The 21,690-nt window shown below is 69.5% G+C and carries 20 protein-coding genes; 6 read left to right on the top strand and 14 right to left on the bottom strand.

Annotation, left to right across the window (positions count from 1 at the left end; all coding sequences use genetic code 11):
- Positions 1-130: 130 nt before the first annotated feature.
- Complete coding sequence (locus QZM15_RS15395) at positions 131-1,489, bottom strand: cytochrome-c peroxidase (RefSeq protein ID WP_302106687.1); 1,359 nt, start codon at positions 1,487-1,489, stop codon at positions 131-133.
- A 222-nt stretch (positions 1,490-1,711) separates the two neighbouring features.
- Here QZM15_RS15395 and QZM15_RS15390 point away from each other — a divergent pair, with 222 nt between their 5' ends.
- On the top strand, positions 1,712-3,298 hold the full coding sequence (locus QZM15_RS15390) for an acid phosphatase (protein WP_059640603.1): 1,587 nt from the start codon (positions 1,712-1,714) through the stop codon (positions 3,296-3,298).
- 114 nt (positions 3,299-3,412) lie between these two features.
- On the opposite strand, the gene QZM15_RS15385 is transcribed toward QZM15_RS15390, so the two are convergent.
- Genes QZM15_RS15385 through QZM15_RS15360 form a run of 6 tightly spaced genes read right to left on the bottom strand, consistent with a single transcriptional unit; the run spans position 3,413 to position 9,051 of the window.
- Entirely contained in the window at positions 3,413-4,879 is a 1,467-nt protein-coding gene (locus QZM15_RS15385; protein ID WP_302106686.1) for an alginate export family protein, read from the bottom strand.
- The gene (locus QZM15_RS15380) at positions 4,876-5,574 is read right to left on the bottom strand and encodes a YoaK family protein (RefSeq protein ID WP_302106685.1); all 699 of its coding nucleotides are present in this window, start codon (positions 5,572-5,574) and stop codon (positions 4,876-4,878) included. Before QZM15_RS15380 ends, QZM15_RS15385 begins: the two co-directional genes overlap by 4 nt.
- The gene (locus QZM15_RS15375) at positions 5,571-6,485 is read right to left on the bottom strand and encodes a glyoxalase (RefSeq protein WP_302106684.1); all 915 of its coding nucleotides are present in this window, start codon (positions 6,483-6,485) and stop codon (positions 5,571-5,573) included. Before QZM15_RS15375 ends, QZM15_RS15380 begins: the two co-directional genes overlap by 4 nt.
- Before the next feature lie 26 nt (positions 6,486-6,511).
- Positions 6,512-6,973 (bottom strand): DoxX family protein, encoded by a 462-nt coding sequence (locus QZM15_RS15370; protein ID WP_302106683.1) that lies wholly within the window; start codon positions 6,971-6,973, stop codon positions 6,512-6,514.
- A 1-nt stretch (position 6,974) separates the two neighbouring features.
- On the bottom strand, positions 6,975-8,864 hold the full coding sequence (locus QZM15_RS15365; protein ID WP_302106682.1) for an amidohydrolase: 1,890 nt from the start codon (positions 8,862-8,864) through the stop codon (positions 6,975-6,977).
- Positions 8,865-8,883: 19 nt separating this feature from the next.
- Positions 8,884-9,051 carry a DUF1427 family protein gene (locus QZM15_RS15360; RefSeq protein ID WP_302106681.1) on the bottom strand — a complete coding sequence of 56 codons (168 nt, stop codon included), beginning with the start codon at positions 9,049-9,051 and terminating at the stop codon, positions 8,884-8,886.
- Between the two features lie 101 nt (positions 9,052-9,152).
- On the opposite strand from QZM15_RS15360, the gene QZM15_RS15355 reads away from it, so the two are divergent.
- The gene (locus QZM15_RS15355; RefSeq protein WP_059573781.1) at positions 9,153-10,076 is read left to right on the top strand and encodes a LysR family transcriptional regulator; all 924 of its coding nucleotides are present in this window, start codon (positions 9,153-9,155) and stop codon (positions 10,074-10,076) included.
- Between the two features lie 63 nt (positions 10,077-10,139).
- Here the strand turns inward: QZM15_RS15355 and QZM15_RS15350 are convergent, their stop codons facing one another.
- A complete protein-coding gene (locus QZM15_RS15350) occupies positions 10,140-10,826 on the bottom strand; it encodes a hydrolase (protein ID WP_124658917.1) in 687 nt (228 codons plus the stop codon).
- A gap of 277 nt (positions 10,827-11,103) precedes the next feature.
- Between QZM15_RS15350 and QZM15_RS15345 the strand changes: the two genes are divergently transcribed.
- The 4 genes from QZM15_RS15345 to QZM15_RS15330 are packed head-to-tail and all read left to right on the top strand — an operon-like array spanning position 11,104 to position 14,335.
- On the top strand, positions 11,104-11,364 hold the full coding sequence (locus QZM15_RS15345) for a DUF1427 family protein (protein ID WP_059573783.1): 261 nt from the start codon (positions 11,104-11,106) through the stop codon (positions 11,362-11,364).
- Between the two features lie 25 nt (positions 11,365-11,389).
- Positions 11,390-12,970: a sodium:proton antiporter gene (locus QZM15_RS15340; protein ID WP_302106680.1), complete on the top strand. Its 1,581-nt coding sequence runs from the start codon at positions 11,390-11,392 to the stop codon at positions 12,968-12,970.
- Positions 12,971-13,026: 56 nt separating this feature from the next.
- Positions 13,027-13,419, top strand: coding sequence for an OsmC family protein (locus QZM15_RS15335; protein WP_059573785.1), 393 nt, complete (start codon positions 13,027-13,029; stop codon positions 13,417-13,419).
- 31 nt (positions 13,420-13,450) lie between these two features.
- Positions 13,451-14,335: a pirin family protein gene (locus QZM15_RS15330; RefSeq protein WP_302106679.1), complete on the top strand. Its 885-nt coding sequence runs from the start codon at positions 13,451-13,453 to the stop codon at positions 14,333-14,335.
- 55 nt (positions 14,336-14,390) lie between these two features.
- On the opposite strand, the gene QZM15_RS15325 is transcribed toward QZM15_RS15330, so the two are convergent.
- From QZM15_RS15325 to bcsE, 6 genes are read right to left on the bottom strand one after another with little or no spacing between them, the layout of a single operon-like run.
- Positions 14,391-14,588 carry a hypothetical protein gene (locus QZM15_RS15325; RefSeq protein WP_059573787.1) on the bottom strand — a complete coding sequence of 66 codons (198 nt, stop codon included), beginning with the start codon at positions 14,586-14,588 and terminating at the stop codon, positions 14,391-14,393.
- Complete coding sequence (gene bcsG / locus QZM15_RS15320) at positions 14,570-16,126, bottom strand: cellulose biosynthesis protein BcsG (RefSeq protein ID WP_059640891.1); 1,557 nt, start codon at positions 16,124-16,126, stop codon at positions 14,570-14,572. The genes QZM15_RS15325 and bcsG overlap by 19 nt, the downstream gene beginning before the upstream one ends.
- Before the next feature lie 27 nt (positions 16,127-16,153).
- The gene (gene bcsA, locus QZM15_RS15315; protein WP_060011719.1) at positions 16,154-18,691 is read right to left on the bottom strand and encodes a UDP-forming cellulose synthase catalytic subunit; all 2,538 of its coding nucleotides are present in this window, start codon (positions 18,689-18,691) and stop codon (positions 16,154-16,156) included.
- On the bottom strand, positions 18,688-19,467 hold the full coding sequence (gene bcsQ, locus QZM15_RS15310; RefSeq protein ID WP_059573790.1) for a cellulose biosynthesis protein BcsQ: 780 nt from the start codon (positions 19,465-19,467) through the stop codon (positions 18,688-18,690). The genes bcsA and bcsQ overlap by 4 nt, the downstream gene beginning before the upstream one ends.
- Positions 19,464-19,709: a hypothetical protein gene (locus QZM15_RS15305; RefSeq protein WP_059640897.1), complete on the bottom strand. Its 246-nt coding sequence runs from the start codon at positions 19,707-19,709 to the stop codon at positions 19,464-19,466. Before QZM15_RS15305 ends, bcsQ begins: the two co-directional genes overlap by 4 nt.
- On the bottom strand, positions 19,706-21,682 hold the full coding sequence (gene bcsE / locus QZM15_RS15300; protein WP_302106678.1) for a cellulose biosynthesis protein BcsE: 1,977 nt from the start codon (positions 21,680-21,682) through the stop codon (positions 19,706-19,708). The genes QZM15_RS15305 and bcsE overlap by 4 nt, the downstream gene beginning before the upstream one ends.
- Positions 21,683-21,690 lie beyond the last annotated feature (8 nt).

Raw genomic sequence — 21,690 nt, 5'->3', positions numbered from 1 at the left:
CTTGGATGTTCGATCGAACGGCGCGGTGCATGCCGGCGAACCGGGGGCCGGCCTTCCGGCGGCCGGCCCTCCGGCACGCGCCTCGCCCGTCAGCGAGCGAGCATAGCATGCGTGCTGCGATGAAGGCATTCTAGGGCTTCGCCGGTGCGCCCGTTTGCTGATATCCGTCAGTCAGCGTGCCGAGGAACGCGATCACGTCCTTGATCTCCGCCGCATTCAGCGCCGGCTGGTCGCCGCGCTTGCGGTCGAACGGCGGCTCGCGGTTGATGTTCGTCCAGTAGCGCTTTGGCAAATCGTCGTAAATCTGCACCTTGCCGTGCACGACCGGATAGAACTTCTCCGGATGGATGTCGCGTTCGACGTAGAAACGCATCACGTCCTCGAGCGAGTGATACACGCCGTTGTGGAAGAACGTCTTGCGCAGCGCGACGTTGCGCAGCGACGGCGTGCGGAACAGCCCGCAGAATTCGTCACGCCCTTTCAGGTCGGTGCGCTCAGGCCCGCACGCGCCGAGATCGTAAAAGCGCGGGTCGCGATTGACGGGCAACGCGCGGTTGCGCGGCACCGCGATCGCGATCAGCCCGAAATCGCTGAACTGCGGCGGGCCGCCTTCGAGCGTGCGCTGGCTGATGTGGCAACTCGCGCAGTTGCCCTTCTTTTCGTCGTTGAACAGCTGCAGCCCGTGCAACTCCGCGGGCGTGAGCCGCGCGTGGCCGGCCAGATACGCGTCGTATTTGCTCGTGTACGGATCGAACAGCGCCGGCTGCTGCTGGAATGCGTCGAGCGCGCGCAGCACCGCATCGAACGTCGCGCGATCGTCGCCGAGCACCTGATCGCCGAACGCCTTGCGGAATGCGTCGGCATACGGCGCGGCGCGCACCGCCTTCGCCACGCGCGCGGGCGAGCTGCTCATCTCGAACGGCGACGTGAGCGGAATGCGCGCCTGCGCATCGCGCGTATCGACGCGGCCATCCCAGGTCAGCCCGCCGGTCGGACCCGCGTCGACGCTTTCGTCGCCTTCGTCCGGCGAATCGTGGAAGTGCTCGCTGAACGGCGGGATGCCGCGCAGGTACTTCAGCGACGGCACCGCGCGAAAGCCGGTGCGGTGCATGTCGTCGCCGCCGAGCTGCACCGACAGCGCATTCGGCGGCCCGAACGCATGCTCGGCGCTGTGGCACGACGCGCAAGCCAGCTTGCCGGACCCGGACAGCGACGGATCGAAGAACAACTGCTTGCCGAGCGCCGTCATCTGCTTCACGCCCTCGAACACCTGCGCGCGCGTCTGCGGCTGGGTGGCCGGCGCGACCGCCGGGGCGGCCGGGGCCGCCTGAGCCGCCTGAGCCGCCGGTACGACGGACGCGGCCGATGCGGTCGTGCCGGGCCGCGCGTCGCAACCGGCGAACGCCGCGAGCGCGCCGACCACCGCGAGCGTCGCCGCGGCGGAGATCAGCGATCGCGCGGACGCGCAGGATTTCAGAAGGGTGTGCATCGTCGTTGTTCTGGTAGCGGTGGGCAACCGGCCGGAGCTTATGTCAGTTCCGTGACCGTTCAATGACGTTCCACCGACAGTCAATTGAAAGCGCCCCTACACCCTGCTGTCAAATCGGTTCCAGATAATGCGCGCAGCCGGGCGATACCGCGAGGTTCGCGCGCCGGCCCTCCCGCCCCCGGTTCCCACACGCGACCCACGACGAATGAGAGAGAACATCGCATGAAGAAGCACGCCTGGATTCGCTGCACACCGATCGCCCTCGCGGCCGCGCTCAGCCTGACCGCCTGCGGCGGCGACGACGTCACGCAGCAGGGTCTGTCGGCCGTCAAGAACGTCGTCGTGATCTACGCGGAAAACCGCAGCTTCGACAACCTGTACGGCAACTTCCCGGGCGCGAACGGCCTGCAGAACGCGACGGCCGCGAACTCGGTGCAGAAGGATCGCGACGGCTCGACGATGACGACGCTGCCGAAGATCTGGGGCGGCCTGACCGCGACCGGCATCACGCCGGCGGTGACCGAGGCGATGACGGCGAACCTGCCGAACGCGCCGTTCGCGATCGACGATCCGAAGGGCTTCAACCAGTCGATGAGCATCGCGACGCGCGACATCGTGCACCGCTTCTACCAGGACCAGATGCAGATCAACGGCGGCAAGAACGACATGTACGCCGCATGGACCGACGCGGGCGGCCTGACGATGGGCCACTACACGGCCGATCCGTCGAAGCTGCCGCTGTGGAAGATCGCGCAGCAGTACGTGCTGGCCGACAACTTCTTCATGGGCGCGTTCGGCGGCTCGTTCCTGAACCACCAGTACCTGATCTGCGCGTGCGCACCGTACTATCCGAACGCCGACAAGAGCCCGGCGGCCGGCAAGATCGCCGTGCTCAATGCCGACGGCAAATCGCTGAAGGTGGCGACGAACTCGCCGGCCTCCGCGCTGAGCGGCCCGCCGAAGTTCGTCAACGACGGCGCGCTCACGCCCGACTTCTACGGCATCAACACGATGCAGCCGGCATATCAGCCGAGCGGCAACAAGGCGGCCGCGGGCGGCGACCCGCTGCTCGCCGACCCGGCCAATCCGTCGACGATGCCGCCGCAGACGGCGACCAACATCGGCGACCTGATGACCAGCGCGGGCGTGTCGTGGGCGTGGTATGCGGGCGCATGGGGCCAGGCGCTGCAGGCGAGCCAGAACGGCACGTCGAACGTGATCTACGGCGCCGACCTGTCGACGCCGAACTTCCAGCCGCACCACCAGCCGTTCAACTACTTCGCGAACCAGGCGCCGGGCACCGCGAGCCGCGCGCAGCACCTGCTCGACGGCGGTGCGAACGGCGCCGAGTTCATCAAGGCGATCGATGCGGGCACGCTGCCGCAGGTCACGTTCTACAAGCCGCAAGGCAACCTGAACGAACATCCGGGCTACACGGACGTCACGTCCGGCGACCAGCACATCGCCGACGTGATCGCGCACCTGCAGGCCAGCCCGCAATGGAAGAACATGGTCGTGGTCGTCACGTACGACGAAAACGGCGGCTTCTGGGATCATGCGACGCCGCCGAACGCCGACCGCTGGGGCCCGGGCACGCGCATTCCGGCGCTGATCGTGTCGCCGTTCGCGAAGAAGGGCTTCGTCGATCATACGCAGTACGACACGGGCTCGATCCTGCGCTTCATCACGCGCCGCTTCTCGCTGCCGCGCCTCGCGGGCCTGCAGCAACGCGACGACGCGCTGAAGGCGAACGGTGCGCAGCCGATGGGCGACCTGACGAACGCGCTCGCGCTGTCGCCGAACCTGTAATCGCATCGCGTCCACCGCGAACGGGCCGGTCGCACGCCGGACCCCGGACGAACGAAGGGCAGCCCCCCGGGGCTGCCCTTTTTCATGCCGCGGGCGGGTTGCCGCGCGCGGCCGTCACCACCCGTACTTCAGCTCGACACCGACGTAATCCGCGTTGTGCCCGCCCGCCTGCCGGATCGCGTCGCCGACCTGGAAGTGCACGGCCTCGACCGCGCCGATCAGGTTCGCGGCGATCGTCCAGTCCGCGCGCAACTGCACGTACATGCCCGTCCACAGGCCGCCCTTGCCTGCCGTGCCCGGCACGGGGATGTTCGGCTGCTGATAGACGGCGTCGCCGGTCGTCTCGCGCCACTGGAAGCCCAGCGCGCCGAGCAGCGACAGGTTCGCCGCCGGTTTCAGCGTCACGGACGGCTTCACGTGGATCAGGTTCGCGTAACTTGTATAGCCGGCCAGCGTGAAGTAATAGCCGTTCGGAAACAGCGGATTGAACGTGCCGACGCGGCCGTCGCGCGGATGCCGGTCGCCCGATGCCGCATCGACCTGCAGCGCGATGCGCGGCGACCACGGCGCGTCGAGCCTGTAGCCGGCGATCGATCCGACGGCCCACGCGCCGATCGTGGCATTGCCGACCGTGCCGGTCTGCAGCATCGTTTCGAGATCCCAATCGAAGCGGCCGCGCGTGCCCGCGTAGCGAACGTCCCACACGTCGCGATGCTCGGGGCCGCTCGCATCGAGGAACCGCGCATTGCGGCGGTTGTAGCGCGACCAGTAGCCGGACAGGTCGCCCGGCCCGACCGATTGCCGCTCGAAGCGCACGCCGCTGAACGTGAGATCGCGATTCGACACGTCGTCGAAATCGGACGCGTTGCGGTTCTGCACCGGCTGCGTCGCATAGCCGATGAAGCGCCACTTCCCGTATTCGTAGTCGGCCCACACCGCATCGAACGCGAGCCGCACGTTCGGGCCGTCGCGCGCGGCGATGAAGCGCTGCAGGTCGAACGCCATCTCCTGCCGGCCGACGCGAAACTTGACCGTGCCGCCGCCGAGCGCGCCCGTGTAGGCCGCGAATGCCTGTTCGAGATCGAGCGGATTCCTGTCGACGGGCGACGCCGTGTTCTTGCCGAACGCGCGTGCGTCCTGCAATTGCACGAAGAACTGCCAGTGCGGGCCGAGATGCGCATCGGCATGCACTTCGACGCGCTGGATCACGTACGTATCCGATTGCGCGGAGCCGATGCCGAACAGCGGCGCGTCGTTGGTCTCGAGCCGCTCGCGCAGGTTCACGCCGAGCGACAGATAGGATCGCGGATCGTTGCCGAGCGGGAGGTACTTCAACCCGTCGAGCGGCTTGCGCGGCACGCACGGATTCGCGAGCACCGACCAGTCTTCCTGCCAGCGGTTGAACAGGACGGTCGGGCGTTTGACGGTGCAGGTCGACGCCGACGACGTAGTCGAGGTCGACGCGGCTGCCGTTTCCGCGACCGCATCGGCGCCCGCGAACAGCAGCCCGGCTACGATCGACAACCGCGCGGCCCGCTCGACGCGTCGGCTGCAGGACCTCGTTCGCCTCCGCTCGATCATGCGCGCTCCGGGGTGGTCGTACCGGCCGCCCGCGACGCACACAGCGCAAGCGCGGCCAGCGCAACCACGGGCGCGAGCAACGCCAGAAACCCGACGTAGCGGAACCCGAGCGCACCGCCCGCCGCACCCAGCGCGAACGCGACGATCGCCGGCAGCATCTTCGCGAAGCGCGCGCGCGCCGTTGCCCGCGCACCGTCGGCCGTGCGGGCGGACAGCATGTCGACGACGTCGAGGATCGCCTGCGTGACGTTGCCGGTCATCACCGTGTTCGGCACGCCGCCCGCACGCGCGATCACGCGCGGATGCGCGTTCTGCACGCCCATCGCGAACGTGCCGACGATGCCGGCCACCAGCGCCGCCAGGCTGTCGGGCTGCGTGACGGGCGTCGCCCACACGCCGGCCGCGCAGAAGCCGAGCAGCAGCACGGCCTGCACCGTGTGCAGCACGCGCATGCCCTGCCACGCGGGCCGCGCGGCCATCGACCGCGCGATCAGGCTCGCCGCGATCACGCCGCACACGAACGCCGGAAACACGCTGAGCTTCAGCACGACGCCCTGGCCGAAGCCCGCGATGCCCGCGCCGATCAGCACGAAGTTGCCGGTCACGTGCGCGGTGAACAGCCCGAACAGCGCGACGAAGCTCAGCGTGTCGACGAAGCCGGCCACCGCGGCAAGGATCGTGTCCTCGTGCTTCATCGCGCCGCGCTCGCGTGAATCTCGGCGACGTAGCCGCCCGGGAACTGCACGAGCGCCGCGTCGCGCCCGTCCGACTTGAACGGCGGCACGAGCACCGTCACGCCCGCGGCTTCGGCCTGCTTCAGCGTCGCGGCGAGATCGGGCACTTCGTAGCCGGTCATCTCGCGCCCGAACGGGTACGGCAGATGGCCGTCCGTCACCAGCACGGTCATCTTGCCGAAGCCCGACTCGATGCGAATGCGGCGGTACGTATCGTCCGGCCGGCCGATTTCGATACCCGGCGCCTTCAGGTTGTCGGACACCACCTTGCCTTTCGAGAACTTGACGAAATCGTGCACGAACTTGCGCACGCTTTGCGGCGACACGTAGACGCGATTCTCGGGAATGGTCTGCAACGCATCGTAGTGCGGCGCCTGCGTGTGCCAGTACAGCTGCATGTTCACGCCGCCTGCCCACGTGATGATCGCGTCGCGGCCGATCGGGTCGGGGAACGTGTCGACGATCACGTCGGCGCCATGCTCGCGCGCCGACTTCACGGCCGCGTCCATGTCGGTGACGAGATAGCCGGTGCGCTCCGCGCAGAACGGATACGGGATCGGCGTCTTGAAGCCGAACACCGAGATCGTGCCGACCGGCGTCAGCACGAGCTGCGACATCGTCTGGCTCGGCGTCGGCGTGACCTGGAACACGCCCTGCTTCGACTTCTCGCCGCCGAACGTCGCGACGAAGCTGTCGGTGAAGCGGTCGAAGTCTTCGGGGGCGACGCACACGTGCGTCGTGTCGTACTGCGGACCGACCGCCACCGTCGGCACCGCGGCGGGCGGCGCCGGCGGTTTCGCGAACGCCGCCGGTGCGCAGGCAAGGCCGCCCGCGAACATCGCGGCGAGCAGTACTGAACGAAGGGTTTTCATCAACGGATTTCCTGGTTGTTGCATCGTCATCGAATGGAACGGCCATCATCGGCCGATTGCCGCGCATCGTCGAGCACCGTCGCGAGCACGAGTGCCGCGATCAGCCCGAGATGCTCGAAAAAGCTGTTGAGCGCCATGAAACGCTCGGCGCCCGTCCGGTTCCAGAAATCGTTCGCCACGAACATCGCGACGAGCGTCAGCATACCGAGGCTGCCGGCGCCGAGCCACGTGAAACGGCGAAATACCACGCACAGCGAGCCGGCGATCTCGACCGCGATCGCGAGCGCCGCCCACAGCGCGGCCGGCCGCAGGCCGAAATGCGCCTGCTCCGCAACCGCGCCGTGAAAGTCGAGCGCCTTCGCGACGCCGCCGAGCAGGTAAGCGGACACCAGTGCGAGCCGCACGAGCGGCGGCACCCACGGCTGCGCGAGCAGCGCGCGGACCCATGCCGGGTTGCCGGCGCCGCCGCGAGGGGTCGGGGCCGCCACGTCAGACCGCCCAGCACGAACAGCCGAACGCGCCCCAGAAACCCTTCGCGTCCGACGTCGGCAATGCGTTCGCCCATGCGCTCGCGTGCGCATGCTGGTGAACGTTGCATTCGTTCGCGCAGCCGCACATCGCGGCGGCCGCCGCACGCTGCAACGGCGCGCCGGCCCGCTGCGTCGCGCCCCAGCCGCCATAGCCGCCGAACTCGCGCACCGGCGACCAGTCCGGCATCGCCGGCGGGATCGGCGCGTCGTGCGACGCGAACGGCCCCGCGCCCCACACGATCTTCCCGTCGACCATCGTCAGCAACGCGGTCGTGCCGGCGATGTCGTCTTCCGCGCACGCGAAGAAATCGCGATCGGGGACCACGAGGTCGGCAAGCTGCCCCACCGCGATGCGCCCTTTCTTGCCTTCCTCGTTCGAGAACCACGTCACGTACTCGGTCCACATCCGCAGCGCGGTTTCGCGATCGAGCAGGTTGCGCTGCGGATACAGGCGCATGCCGCCGACCGTCTTGCCCGTCACGAGCCACGCGAGCGACACCCACGGGTTGTACGACGCGACGCGCGTCGCGTCCGTGCCGGCCGACACCTTGAGCCCCTTGCCGAGCATCTTCGCGACAGGCGGCGTCGCCTCGGCGGCCTGAGCGCCGTAGCGCTCGACGAAGTATTCGCCCTGGTACGCCATCCGGTGCTGCACCGCGATGCCGCCGCCGAGCGCGGCGATCCGGTCCATCGATTTCTCGGAGATGGTTTCCGCATGATCGAAGAACCAGTTCAGCCCGTCGAGCGGGATGTCTTCGTTGACCTTCTCGAACACGTCCAGCGCGCGGCTGATCGTTTCGTCATAGGTCGCGTGCATGCGCCACGGCCAGCGGTTTTCCGCGAGCACGCGCACGACGCCTTCGAGATCGTCCTCCATCTGCGCGGGCAAATCCGGCCGCGCGACGCGGAAATCCTCGAAATCGGCCGCGGAAAACGCCAGCATCTCGCCGGCGCCGTTATTGCGGAAGTAGTCGGTGCCGTCGTGGTACTTGACGCTCTTCGTCCAGTTCACGAAGTCTTCCTTCTCCGCGTTCGGCTTCTGCGTAAACAGGTTGTACGCGATCCGGATCGTCATCTCGCCCGCGTCGTGCAGCTTGCGGATCACTTCGTAATCGTCGGGATAATTCTGCGAGCCGCCGCCCGCGTCGATCACGCCCGTCACGCCTAGCCGGTTCAGCTCGCGCATGAAATGGCGCGTCGAGTTGTACTGATACTCGAACGGCAGCTTCGGCCCCTTCGCGAGCGTCGCGTAGAGGATCGTCGCGTTCGGGTTCGCCAGCAGCAGGCCGGTCGGATTGCCCGCGGCATCGCGCTGGATCGTGCCGCCCGGCGGCTCCGGCGTGTCCTTCGTATAGCCGACGACACGCAGCGCGGCCGCATTCAGCAGCGCGCGGTCGTACAGGTGCAGGATGAACACGGGCGTGTCGGGCGCGACCGCATTGAGTTCGTCGATCGTCGGCAACCGTTTCTCGACGAACTGGTGCTCGGTGAAGCCGCCGACCACACGCACCCACTGCGGCGCGGGCGTCACGGCGACCTGGCGCTTGAGCATCTCCATCGCGACCGCGAGCGACGGCACGCCGTCCCAGCGCAGTTCCATGTTGTAGTTCAGGCCGCCACGAATCACGTGGCAGTGGTTGTCGATCAGGCCCGGCAGCACGCCGCGGCCGCCGAGATCGACCACTTTCGTCGCGCGGCCCGCGAGCGGCATCACGTCCGCGTCGCTGCCGACCGCGACGAAGCGGCCGGCGGCAATCGCGACGGCCATCGCGACGGGGTTCGCGCGGTCGAGCGTCGTGATGCGCCCGTTGTGCAGGATGAGATCGGGTTGAGTATCGGTTGCGCTCATGATTTTGTCCTCGATGCGGTCAGAAGCCGAGCCAGTGACGAACCGGCGCGATGGCCTGCGCGCCGATCAGCATGCCGGCGAGGCCCACCAGCGCGATCAGCGGCGGTGCCGGCGAGCGCACCCTGATCACGCTGTACACGACGCCGATCAGCACGCCGGCGCTCAGTGAAAGTAGATAAGATTCCATAACGATTTTTCTCCCGGCCGGATTAGAATGACCCGCATCGCATCGGCCGCATGCTTCGCCGCCCTCGCATCCCCTTCGCTTTCCCGTCATCCCGTCCGACCATGCAACACCTTCCTGATCTCGAAGCCTGGGCCATCTTCGCGCGCGTCGCGGAGACCGGTTCGTTCGCGAAAGCCGCGGAAACGCTCGGCGTATCGCAACCGACCGTATCGAAAGCGATCGCACGCCTCGAAAAGCGCCTCGGCGCGATGCTGCTGTACCGCACGTCGCGCAGGCTGTCGCTCACGCCGACCGGCGAACTGCTGCGCGACCGCGCGATCCGGCTGCTCGCCGATGCGGAACTGATCGAAAACGAAGCATCCGCGCAGGCGCTCGAGCCGCATGGCCTCGTGCGCGTGAATGCGCCGATGTCGTTCGGGCTGCGCCACCTGTCGCCGGTGCTGCCCGCGTTTCTCGAGCGCTATCCGCGCGTCGACATCGATCTCGTGCTGACCGACCACATCGTCGACATCGTGTCCGGCGGCTTCGACGTCGCGATCCGCATCGCCGAGCTCAGCGATTCGACGCTGCGCTCACGCCGCCTCTGCGCGGTGCGCCGGCCGCTCGTCGCGTCGCCCGCGTATCTCGACCGGCGCGGCCGTCCCACGCATCCGCGCGACATCGAACAGCACGTATGCCTGACGTACACGAACCTGCCGACGCCCGAGCACTGGCGCTTCCGTCATCCGGCATCGGGCGAGGATTTCGGTGTAAACGTGCACGGCCGCATTCGCACGAACAACGCGGACGTGATCCTCCCCGCGCTCGTCGGCGGTCATGGTCTCGCGCTGCAGCCCGAGTTCCTGGTATGGGACGAATTGCAGCGCGGCGAGCTCGAGGAAGTGATGAGCGACTGGAAGATCGCGGACATCAACGTGAACCTCGTCACGCCGCCCGGCATGCTGCGCGCCGCACGCGTGACGGTACTGCTCGATTTCCTCGCCGACCATTTCTCGCACGCGCCGTGGGCGCTGCCCGCCGCCTGAACGCGCGACGGCCGACGGTCGGCAATCGCCGCATCCCGTGCGGCGATCGCGGCCGGCGGCCCGTTACTTCGCCGGCACCGGCGGAATCGACTCGTGCGGCGTCGCGGTGCGCTGCGGCGCCTTGTGGAGCATCGTGTACGCGTAGTCCACGCCCATCCCGTATGCGCCAGAATGCTCCTTCGCGATCGCCATCACCGCGTCGTACGTCTCGCGGCGCGCCCAGTCGCGCTGCCATTCGAGCAGCACCTGCTGCCACGTGACCGGCACCACGCCGGCCTGCACCATGCGCTGCATCGCGATGTCGTGCGCGGCCTGCGACGTGCCGCCCGATGCATCGGCGACCATATAGATCTCGTAGTCACCTTCGAGCATCGCGCACAGCGCGAACGTCGTATTGCAGACTTCGGTCCACAGCCCCGACACGACCACCTTCTTGCGGCCGTTCGCGGCCAGCGCGTCGCGCACCTTCTGGTCGTCCCACGAGTTCATCGACGTGCGTTCGAGCGTCTTCTGGTTCGGGAACACGTCGAGCAGTTCGGGATAGGTGTGGCCCGAAAAGCTTTCGCTTTCGACCGTCGTGATCGTGGTGGGAATGTTGAAGACCTTCGCGGCCTTCGCGAGCCCGACGACGTTGTTCTTCAGCGTCTGCCGATCGATCGACTGCACGCCGAACGCCATCTGCGGCTGCTGGTCGATGAAGATCAGCTGGCTGTTCTGCGGTGTCAGTACTTCAAGCTTCGGGTTGCTCATGGCGGATGGGTCCTGTGAACGGAAAAAGGGGGGCCTGCCTCGACCGTGACAACGGGAGGAGCCCGGAATGCATCGGCGCCGGATCGTCGTCATCCGGACCCGAACATTTAAGCCGCAAACGCGCGGCGCGAACACCCAAGGATTGGAATCGATCCGATTCCCGAATGGATGGCCGTTCCGGGCCGCCCGCCCTTTTTTTCTTCACGCAAACCCGATACGCTCTCAAGACTTTGACGGCGCCGCTCCGGCGCCGCTCGGCCCTCACGAGGCGCACCCCATGAAACCGTATGTCCTCTCGCTGCTCGCCGGCATCCTCGCCGGCGTCATCTACGGCGCGATCGGCGTGAATTCGCCCGCGCCGCCGATCATCGCGCTTCTCGGCCTGCTCGGCATGCTGGCCGGCGAACAGATCCTGCCCGTCGCGCGCCGGATGCTGTCCGGCCATCGGCTGAACACCGCATGGCGCGACGCGCAGTGCAGCCAGCACATGTTCGGCGCGCTGCCGGGCGGTGCCGCGAACGACCGCAAGCCTTCTTGATCCCCCCCTTCGCCGCCGGCCGCGCATGACCAACGTCGAGCTGTTCCATTACCTGTTGCTGTTGATCTGCGGCGCGGGCGCGCTCACGTGGCTCGCCGAACGCGTGTCGATTCCGCCGGCCGTCGTGCTGCTGCTCGGCGGCTGCGCGGTCGCCGTCGCCGGCAAGCGCGTGCCCGACATGAACCCGGCGCTGCTGCTCGCGGCCGTGCTGCCGCCGCTCCTGATGTCGAGCGGGTTCTACACCGCCTGGAAGGAATTCCGGCAGGAGCTCGCATCGATCGCGTCGCTCGCGCTCGGGGCCGTGGCGTTCACGACCGTCGCGGTCGCGCTCGCCGTGCATGCGGCGAATCCCGCACTGCCGTGGGCCGCGTGCTTCACGCTCGGCGCGATCGTGTCGCCGCCCGACGCGGTCGCCGCGAAGGCGATCCTGCAGCGCCACCCGCTGCCCGCGCGGCTCGTCGCGGTGCTCGAAGGCGAAAGCCTCGTCAACGACGCGTCGGGCCTGCTGCTGTACCAGATGGCCGTATCGGCCGCGCTCGCCGTGTCGATCACGGCGGCGAGCGCCACCGGCCTGTTCTTCTCGCTCACGCTGATCGGCATCGCGGTCGGCCTCGCGTGCGGCCACGCGATGTGCTGGGTGCTGCCGCGCCTGCGCGACCCGATGCTCGGCATCGTCGTGACCTTCGCGATGGCATGGGGCAGCTACGGAATCGCGGAAGCGGTCGCCGGCTCGGGCGTGCTGTCGGTCGTCACCTGCGGCCTCGTGCTCGGCGTGCGCCAGCATCGCGTGTTCGACGCCGACATGCGGATCAAGGCGAAGGCGACGTGGGAAGCGATCGTGTTCGTGCTCGACGCGCTCGTGTTCATCCTGATCGGCCTCGCGCTGCACGCGATCCTCGCGGGCGTGAACCACGAAGGCGCGGTGCTGATGGCCGGCCTGCGGGTCGCGCTGCCGGCGACGGCCGCCGCGATCGGCGCGCGCATGATGTGGGTGTTCGCCGCGATGTGGCTGCCGGGCCGCCTGCGCGCGCGGCGCGCGGGCCACGCGGCGTGGTCGTGGCGCGAAGCGGTCGTGCTCGGCTGGTCGGGCATGCGCGGCGTCGTGAGCCTCGCGGCCGCGATCGCGCTGCCCGCCAATTTCCCCGGCCGCGACCTGATCCTGTTCAGCACGTTCCTGCTGATCATCGCGACGCTCGTCGTTCAGGGCGGCACGCTCGCGCCGTTGATCCGCGTGCTGAAGCTGCGCCCGGCCGCGCGCCGCACGATGTCCGAGCACGCGGTGCGCGCGCACACGTTCGGCGCGGCGCTCGCCGAACTCGATGCGCGCGAGCAGCGCGGCGCCGGCCTCGAACGTGCATCGCTGGACCGGCTGCTGACCGAATACCGCAACCGCGTCGCGTTCAACGAACGCGCACACCGCGACGGCGCGGCGCCCGCCGACGTGCGCGCGCGGATGCTGCGCGTCGAACTGGAGCTGGTCGGCGTGTCGCGCGACGCGCTGCTCGACCTGCATCGCGACGGCCGGGTCGACGACGCGGTGCTGCACCGCATAGAATCGGAGCTGGATTTCGAGGAGCTGCGGCTGCAGCGCCTGCTCGAACCGTAACGTCCGGCCCGCGGCATGCCCGGCCGGCCCGGCCCCTTTCCCCACCTGGAATTGCAATGAGCGAACTCACCGTCGAAGCGAGCATCGGCCCGGTCGATTACCTCGTCCACTTCACCGATGGCGTCCACCAGTGGCGCGCCGACGAACCCGCGTCGCTCGGCGGCGGCGATACGGCGCCGACGCCCGTCGCGCTGCTGCTGTCGAGCCTTGGCGCGTGCACCGCGATCACGTTGAAGATGTATGCGCAACGAAAAGGCTGGCCGCTCGACGAAGTGCACGTGAAGCTCGCGCACGAATCGGGCAGCGCGGGCAGCACGATCGTGCGCCGCATCACGCTCGACGGCGAGCTGACCGACGAACAGCGCGAACGCCTGCTGCAGATCGCGAATGCATGCCCGGTGCACAAGATCCTCACGCACCCGATCGCGATCGACACGGCGATCGCTTGAGTATTCCCGCCCCCGTCACGAGATTCCCGTCATGTCCGCCTCGATCAAGACCCTGCTCACGCCGCGCGAAAGCGACATCGGCAACCTCGTCGTGCGCCGCGTGCTGCCCGCGCGCGCCGCGCGCCTCGTCGGCCCGTTCATCTTCTTCGACGAAATGGGCCCGACCGTGCTGCCGGCCGGCCACGGCATCGACGTGCTCCCGCATCCGCACATCGGGCTCGCGACCGTCACCTACCTGTTCGACGGCTCGCTGATGCATCACGACAGCCTCGGCTTCCGGCAGAAGATCGTGCCGGGCGACGTGAACTGGATGACGGCCGGCCGCGGCATCGTGCATTCGGAGCGCTCGCCCGACGAGGATCGCCCGCGCGAGCAGCCGGTGCACGGGATCCAGACCTGGGTCGCGCTGCCGGTCGAGCATGAAGACACCGCACCCGCGTTCGTTCACCATGCGGCCGACACGCTGCCGTCGTTCACGCGCGACGGCGTGACCGTGCGCGTGATCGCGGGCACCGCGTTCGGGCTCGCATCGCCGGTCGCCGTGTTCTCGCCGACGCTCTATGCGGTTGCGGAATTCGCGTCGGGCGGCACGCTCACGCTCGATGCCGAACATGAAGAACGCGGCGTGTATCTCGTCGACGGCGACCTCACCGTCGACGGCACGCCGCTCGCCCCGGCGACGATGGCCGCGCTCGAACCGGGCGCGAGCGTGGCGCTCGCCAGTGCGAACGGCGCACGCGTGATGTTGCTCGGCGGTGCGCACCTGCCGGGCGAGCGATTCATCGAATGGAATTTCGTGTCGAGCGAACGCGCGAAGATCGACGCGGCGCGGGCCGCGTGGGCCGATCAGACCTTCGGCAAGGTGCCGGGCGAAGAAAACGAATGGACGCGGCAGCCGGAACGCAAAGCGCAGTAGGCAGCCTGCCCCGACAAGGCGACGACGGCCGGCCATCATGCCGGCCGTCGCGCGTTTACCGCTTCAGCCCCATCAGCTTCGCGAGCACCGGCCAGCGATCGAGCGACGCGTCGAACGCGCGGCGCGCCTGCTCGTCGACGTAGCGCTCGGGATCGAGCGCGGGCAGATGCCGCGCGAGGCCGATCACGTCGTTCGGTTGCGACAGGCGATCGTCGTCGCCTTCGCCGGTAATCGTCACTGTTCGTCGATCCATACGCCATCCGGAGTTTTCACCGCGTAACCCGCGGCCGTCTGCATCGTCACCGTGCCCTCGTTCTCGCCGATCATCCGCGTGCGCGGCAAATCGGCCGCGTATTGCGCGAGCGTCGCGCCCGGCTTGAACGGACTGTTCGACACGAGATTCGACAGCAACTGCGCGAGCGCGAGGAAGCTGGTCGGCTGCTCGATCACGGTCGTCGCGCCGTGGTTGCCGGTGAAGCCGACGAGCCGCACGCCGACCGGCCCGTGCACGATGCGCGGCGTCGGAATCTCGCGCAGCCCCGCGATCTGGTTCTTGTCGCCGCGCAACGCGGCGCCGTGCTCGGGCACGAACACGATCACCGCGCGGCGGCCCGATTGCGCGATCAGGTCGGCGAGCCGGTCGAAGTCGGTCATCAGTTTCGTCGCGCGCTGCGGATACGAGTCGATGCTCGTCAGCGCGCTGCCGACGACGCGGTTGCCGTCGTGCAGGCTGATCGTGTTGTAGTACAGCGCGACCGGCCCCGGCACCGACGCGCGCTGCGCGTACCAGTTCGCGAGCGTCGCATAGTCGTCCTTGATCCCCGAGCCGTCGAACGCATGCATCGCGACGGGCGCGGCCGCGTTCGAGATCATCGGCGCATCGGCCACGCCGATGTTGTCGTGGATCACCTGCAGGAAGTTGTCGAAATGGCCGTCGTGGTTCAGCAGCGACTGCACCGTGTAGCCGGCGCCGGCCAGTTGCGAGAACAGGTGGCACTGCTGCGGCGCGGGTTTGTACAGGTCCGCATGCGCCTCCTGCCCGCAACTCGCGCGCAGCACGCGGATCGCCGCCGGGCCGCTGTAGCTCGCGGCCGTGCTGAAGTTCGTGAACAGGTAGTCGAAGTGGCTCAGCATCGGATGGTTGCGCACCTTCGCCGCATCGAGGTCGTCCCACGACAGCGAACAGACGTGCAGCACGATCACGTCGAACTGCGCGGCCGGGTCGCTGCCGAGATGACCGAACGCGACCTGGCGCTGCGATTCCTGCGCGCGGAACGTCGCGAGCGCCGCGTTGTGATCCTCGGGTGCGTCCACGCGCGTGGCGCCCGCCGCGTTCGCCTGCGGCTGGGCCGGCGCGACGACGCGCGCCATCAGCCCGCTGCCGGCCTGCCACAACGGCATGACAACGAGCACGGCCACCACGAACGTCGCGACGCGCAGCCAGCGATTGACGATGAAATAGACGATCAGTACACCGACGATCGTCAGCGCGAGCACGGGCGGCAACAGGCGCGGCAGCAGCTCCATCCAGTAGTCGAGCCGGAACGTGCTGACTTCGCGCGCGGCCTCCGCGAGACGGGCGAGCGGCGGCGCATGCAGCTCGCGCGCGAGCAGCGGCACCGCGATCGCGATCGCCACGACCTGCCGGACGATGCGCCATGCGCGCGACCGGATCGGCGCGCTCGCCACCAGCGCCACCGCGAACGCGAGGTTCGCGAGCCAGAACGGCTGCAGGCGCCCGGTCGCGAACAGCGCGAACTTCAGGATGAAATACAGATTCCAGAACGTCATCTAACCCACTCCATGATGCGCGCCGCGTCAGTCGCGCGCGCGATCGAGTTTCGGCGCGAGCATGGCCTGCACGCCGCGCGCCGCACCCTTCCACATTCGTACGTAACCGTCCAGCCCGATCCGCAGCACTTCCTTGAGCCCGCCGAGCGGCGTGTCGGGCCGCGCGCCTTCGTGCCAGTCGAGCCACGCATCCGCGCGGCCGAACGTGCATTGCACGAGCTGACGCTCCTGTTCGAGCGTCAGCGCCTCGAAGCTCACGCCGACGTGGGTCGGCGTCACACGGGTCACGCGCACCGGGAACGGAAACGCGCGGTCGCCGCGCGTCACGCACACCGTCAGCGTGTCGCCGACCGCGAGCGGCAGCCCCGGCACGGCTTCAAGACCGAGGCCGCCGGTCGAGTAGTCGCTCGTGAAGCACGCGGCGGTCGAGCCGTCGGCGAGCAGCAGCATCGCGGGCACGCGCATCGCGATCCGGTGCGTGACGCGCACCTGCTTCGTTTCGCGCGCGACGGCCAGCGCCGCGCCGAGCATCGCGAGGTTGTACACGGTCCAGCCGAGCGTGATCAGGATCGTCGACGCCTCGTCGCCCTGGTCGGCCACGAGCCGCCACAGTCCGGCGACGATCGCGAGCACGTTCAGCGCGAACAGCACGAGATACGGCTTCGACGTCGACCAGTCGACGTAGCCTTCGTCGATCTTGCCGCCCTTGTCGGTCACGTTGAACTTGCCGTGCTTCGGGCTGAAGAACGCGACGGTGGTCGGCAGCGCGATGTACCACGCGAGCACCGATTCGTAGACCTCGGCCCAGAACGAATGCCGGTAGCGCCCCTGCATCCGCGAGTTCGCGATGTTCGCGAGCACGAGGTACGGGATCACGTAGCTCGCGAGCGCGAGCGACGACGCGTTGATGAAGTACAGGTGGAAGAACAGGTACGCGAGCGGGATCGTCAGGAATACCAGGCGCGGAATCCCGTAGAAGAAGTGCAGCATCGCGTTGCCGTAGCAGATCCGCTGGATGAAGCCGAGCCCGCGCCCGAGGAACGGGTTGTCGATGCGGAAGATCTGCGCCATCCCGCGCGCCCAGCGCGTGCGCTGCTTCACGTGGCCGGCGAGGCTTTCGGTCGCGAGGCCGGCCGCCTGCACGGTCGGCAGGTACGCCGACGTATAGCCGCGCCGATGCAGCTTGAGCGCCGTGTGCGCATCCTCGGTCACGGTTTCGACCGCGACGCCGCCGACCTCCTCCAGCGCGCTGCGCTTGAGCACCGCACACGATCCGCAGAAGAACGTCGCGTTCCACAGGTCGTTGCCCGACTGCACGAGGCCGTAGAACAGGTTGCCCTCGTTCGGCACCTCGCGGAACGTGCCGAGGTTGCGCTCGAACGGATCGGGCGAGAAGAAATGGTGCGGCGTCTGCACGAGCGCGCACTTCGGGTCGCGCAGGAACACGCCCATCGTCGTCTGCAGGAACGAGCGCGTCGGCACGTGATCGCAGTCGAAGATCGCGATGTACTCGCCGTGCGTCTTCGGCAACGCGCGGTTGATGTTGCCGGCCTTCGCGTGGAGATTGTCGTCGCGCGTCAGGTAGTCGATGCCGGCCTCGGCCGCGAATGCCGCGAATTCCGGGCGCCGGCCGTCGTCGAGCAGGTACACGCGCAGCTTCGCGGCGGGCCAGTCGATGCTCTGCGCGGCGAACACGGTCGGCTTCACGACCGACAGCGGTTCGTTGTAGGTCGGGATATAGACGTCGACGCTCGGCCAGGTGTCCGGATCGTCGGGCAGCGGCACGATCGGCCGGTCGAGCGGCCATGCGGTCTGCACGAAGCCGAGCAGCAGGATCATCCACGTATAGGCTTCGGCGCCATACAGCAGGTAGCCGGCGACGGCCTCGATCGGGCTGCGGAAATCGAGCGTCTGCGTCGTGCGCCACCATACGTAGCGCACGGCCGCGAGCAGCGCGAGCGACGCGAGCGCGAGGGTCGGCAGATGGCCCGGCAGGCGGCGCAGCGCGAGCGCGAGCACCGCGACGATCGCGAAGAACGCGAACTGCGCGCCGGGCATCAGCGGCGACATCCCGGCCGCGGCCCACAGCACCGCGCCGGCCACGAGCAGCAGCGGCGCGAGCCAGCGGCGCCGGCCGACGCCGTTCGCGCGCGCATCGAGCCAGCCGCCCCAGCGCGCCCACGGCAGACGTTCGAGCATCGCGTTGATGCGCCGGCCGACCGCGCGCCCGGCCACGTAGACGGGCACCACGAACCTGTCGAACCACGCGAGCGGATCGCGCGCGGGCCGGCCGTCGGCCGCGCGCGGCGCGCGCACGATCGCGCGCCACAGCCATTCGCGCACGCTGAGCGGCTGCAGCACGCCCCAGTCGTGCGCGAGCTGCAGGAACGCGACGCGCACCCAGCGGCGCACATGATCGGGCCGCCCGGCCGGCGGCGCGTGGAAGAACAGCCGCACGAACCAGTCCAGCCGCGTGCGTTGCGCCGGCAGCCCGATGCCGCGCGCGCACCAGTCGGCCGCTCGACGGCCGAGCGCGCGCAGTCGCGACGCGAACGCGGCCTTCATCGCATGGCTCCCGCGCGGCCGGCGACGACCGCCTTCAGCCACGTATCGACCCAGTTCGCGACGCCGTTCAGGTCGTGCGACGCCTGCGAATACGGCGCGTCGTCGAAGATCCAGCTGCCGCGCGCGAGCGCTTCGGGCACGGCCGCGTCGACGTGAATGCGCTGCTCGAGCATCGACGCCGGCCCCGCGACCGCGCGCAGCATCGCCAGCGCGTCGCGCTGCATGTCGCGCGCCGGGTTCAGCCGGTTCACGACGATCCGCAGGTCGCCGCCGCCGGCCCGCAGCGCGCCGAGCCGCGCGGCCGTCGTCGCGCAGGCGACCGGCTCCGGCGGCACGACGACGAGCGTCAGGTCCGCGCACCGGATCGCCTGCTCGGCCTGCGGCGACGGATAGCGGGCGGTGTCGATCAGCACGACGCCATCGGCCGGCAGCGCGATCTCGTGGAGCGCGCGCGCGAGCCACGCCGGATCGGCCACGAGCCGCGCATCGCACGCGGCCGCGCCGGCCGCGTCGACCTGCCCGTACGGCACGAACAGCACGCCGTCGGCGTTGCCCCACGTATGCGTGTGCCACGGTTCGGCGCCGCCCAGCAGGCCGTGCGCGAGACCGTGTTCGGCCAGCGTATCGAGGCCGAGCGTCGCGCCCATCAGGTTCTGTGCATCGAATTCGACGGCGACGACCGGCCGGCCGCGGCGCGCGAGCAGCACCGCGAGCGCGGCGGCGAGCGTCGTGCGACCCGCGCCGCCCGTCGTCGACGTGAGAGCGATCGTCTTCATCGTGCCGCCTTGCTGTCGCGCTTGCCGCGCTGGTCGCCTTCATCGCCTTCGTCGCCGCCCGCGCCGGGCAGCAGGCGGCCGCGCAGCGCGACGGGCACGAGTTCGCACGGCACCGCGTCGCGCCGGTCGATGCCGCGCGGTGCATGAAAGCCGCGGCCGATGCCGAGGTGCTGCGCGACGATCCACACCGGCACCGCGATCACGATACCGACGATGAAGCCGATGACGAGTTCGGCGATCATGCGTCCTCCTGCTTGCGCAGCGGCATCGCGCTGCGAATGGCGCCGCGCGCACGCACGGCGGGAATGACGGGGTCCGGCGCCGCGGCGTCGGCGGCAGCGGGCGCGGACGCCTGCGGCACGCCGATCGCGTCGAGCGCGACGACGGTATCGATCGCATCGATCGCGTCGCTCACCTCGCTCGCGTCGGGCAATGCCGCGCCGGGCGCGACGGGCGTGGCCGCTGCAGGCGCGGCGCCCGGCGGCCGCGCCGCCGCGAACAGGTCGCTGTAATCGGCGATCGGCGCGCGCCGGTTCTCGGCCTTCAGCGCGTCGAGCTCGGTGTCGATGCTGCCCTGCCCCAGGCACACGACGCGATCGGACAGCGTATCGACCGGCACGTCGAAGATCCGCGCGAGCGCGTCTTCGGCATCGATCGGCTCGCACGCGAACAGGAACACGAACAGGTGCCCGGCATCGGCCGTCACGACGTCGCCCGCGCGACGCGGCCGGCAATGCCGCAACGCGTCGACGTGCGACACGCCCGGCAGCAGCGTGAGCTTCGCGAGCGTATGCGGCAGCGCGAGCACCGCGCCGCGATCGAGCACCGCGCGAATCCGCTGGCAGAACGCGCCGACCGGCAGGTAGCCGAGCACCGAATCGCCGAGCGCGGCCGCGAGCGCCGCGCGATAGTCGGCCGCGACGGGCCGCGCGTAGAGCTGGCCGTGCAGCGCGTGCACGGCGGCCTGCATCCGCGACACGGGCAGGTCGCGCGCGACGACGCGGTTCGCGCCGACGCTCAGCACGAGCATCTCGAACTGCTGGCGCAGCACCTCGCCGCGCTCGACGACCGCGATCTTCAGCGCGCCGCCGCACTGCCGGCGCAACGTATGCACGTCCGCGCACAGCGCTTCGAGCTGCGCATGCGAGCGGAACACGAGCACCGCGGTCGCGGCCTGTGCGTTCGCGCACGCGGCGACGACGGCCGCGTTGTCGTCGACGATCTCCCAGCCGTCCGGCACGCGGCTCGCGCCGTCGAGCACCGCGCGGCTGACCACCACGCGATCCTCGTCGCTCGCGAGCTTCATCCGGTGCGCCGGTTCGGTCGCGCCGCCATCGACGCTGGCCGTCAGCCGGCCGCCGGGCGCGAAGCGCAGCGGCCGCACCTCGCCGGCCGCGAGCGTGTCGCCCGCGCGCCAGAAATCGACGACCCACAGCAATTCGCCGTGCGTGCGCTGCAACTGCGCGACACCCGAGCAGATTCCGTGGAAGGCGCTGCGCGGCGCGCGCTGCGCATCGCGCACGAGCGGCGCATCGTCGGCACGCGTGTCGCCGCCTGCCCGGGCCGCTTCCGGGTCGAGCAGCAGCACGAGCGCGATCCGGCGGGTGCGGCACCAGCCGGCCAGCGCGTGCGCTTCCTCCGCGAGCGCGACCGGATCGTCCCAGCTGAACCAGCGCTGCGCGCCTTCGACGAAATACAGCGACCGGGCATGCAGCCCGTAGCGCTTCATCGCGCGCAAGCCGCCCGTCAGCCGCGCGAACGGACCGGGCGCCGCGCGGCCCGACGCGCTGCCGGCCACGCCGGCATCGGCGCCGGCGCCGGCGTCGGCCGACTCGGCCGCCGGCGGCATCGCCAGCACGTTCAGGTTGCGCGGCCAGCCGGCCGGCTGCGCGCCGCCCGCGAAGCCGAGCGATGCCATCTGCGCGGCGACGCTCGCCGGATCGCGCGCCAGCACGATCGTGACGTCGCGCGTGCGCGCCTGCCGCGCGCTTTCCCACACGAGCGCGTCGCACCCCGGCGTGCCGCCGGCCGCGTAGATCGCGTAAAGGCCGCCGGCGTCCAGTTGCGTCCAGGCGTCGGGCAGGCCGTCGATCGCGAGCCGGCTCGATGCGCCGGCACGGCCGCCCGCCGGCCCCGTGCGCAACAGCGCGCGCACGCGATCGACCAGGCCGGTGGCGCCGGGCGCGAAGCGGGTAGCATCGAATTCCGTAGTCACGCGTTCCC

The organism is Burkholderia sp. AU44665 (assembly GCF_030504405.1).
GTDB classification, from domain to species: domain Bacteria; phylum Pseudomonadota; class Gammaproteobacteria; order Burkholderiales; family Burkholderiaceae; genus Burkholderia; species Burkholderia semiarida.
Note: the sequence above shows the minus strand (reverse complement) of the source record. Positions and strands in the feature narration are given on the sequence as shown.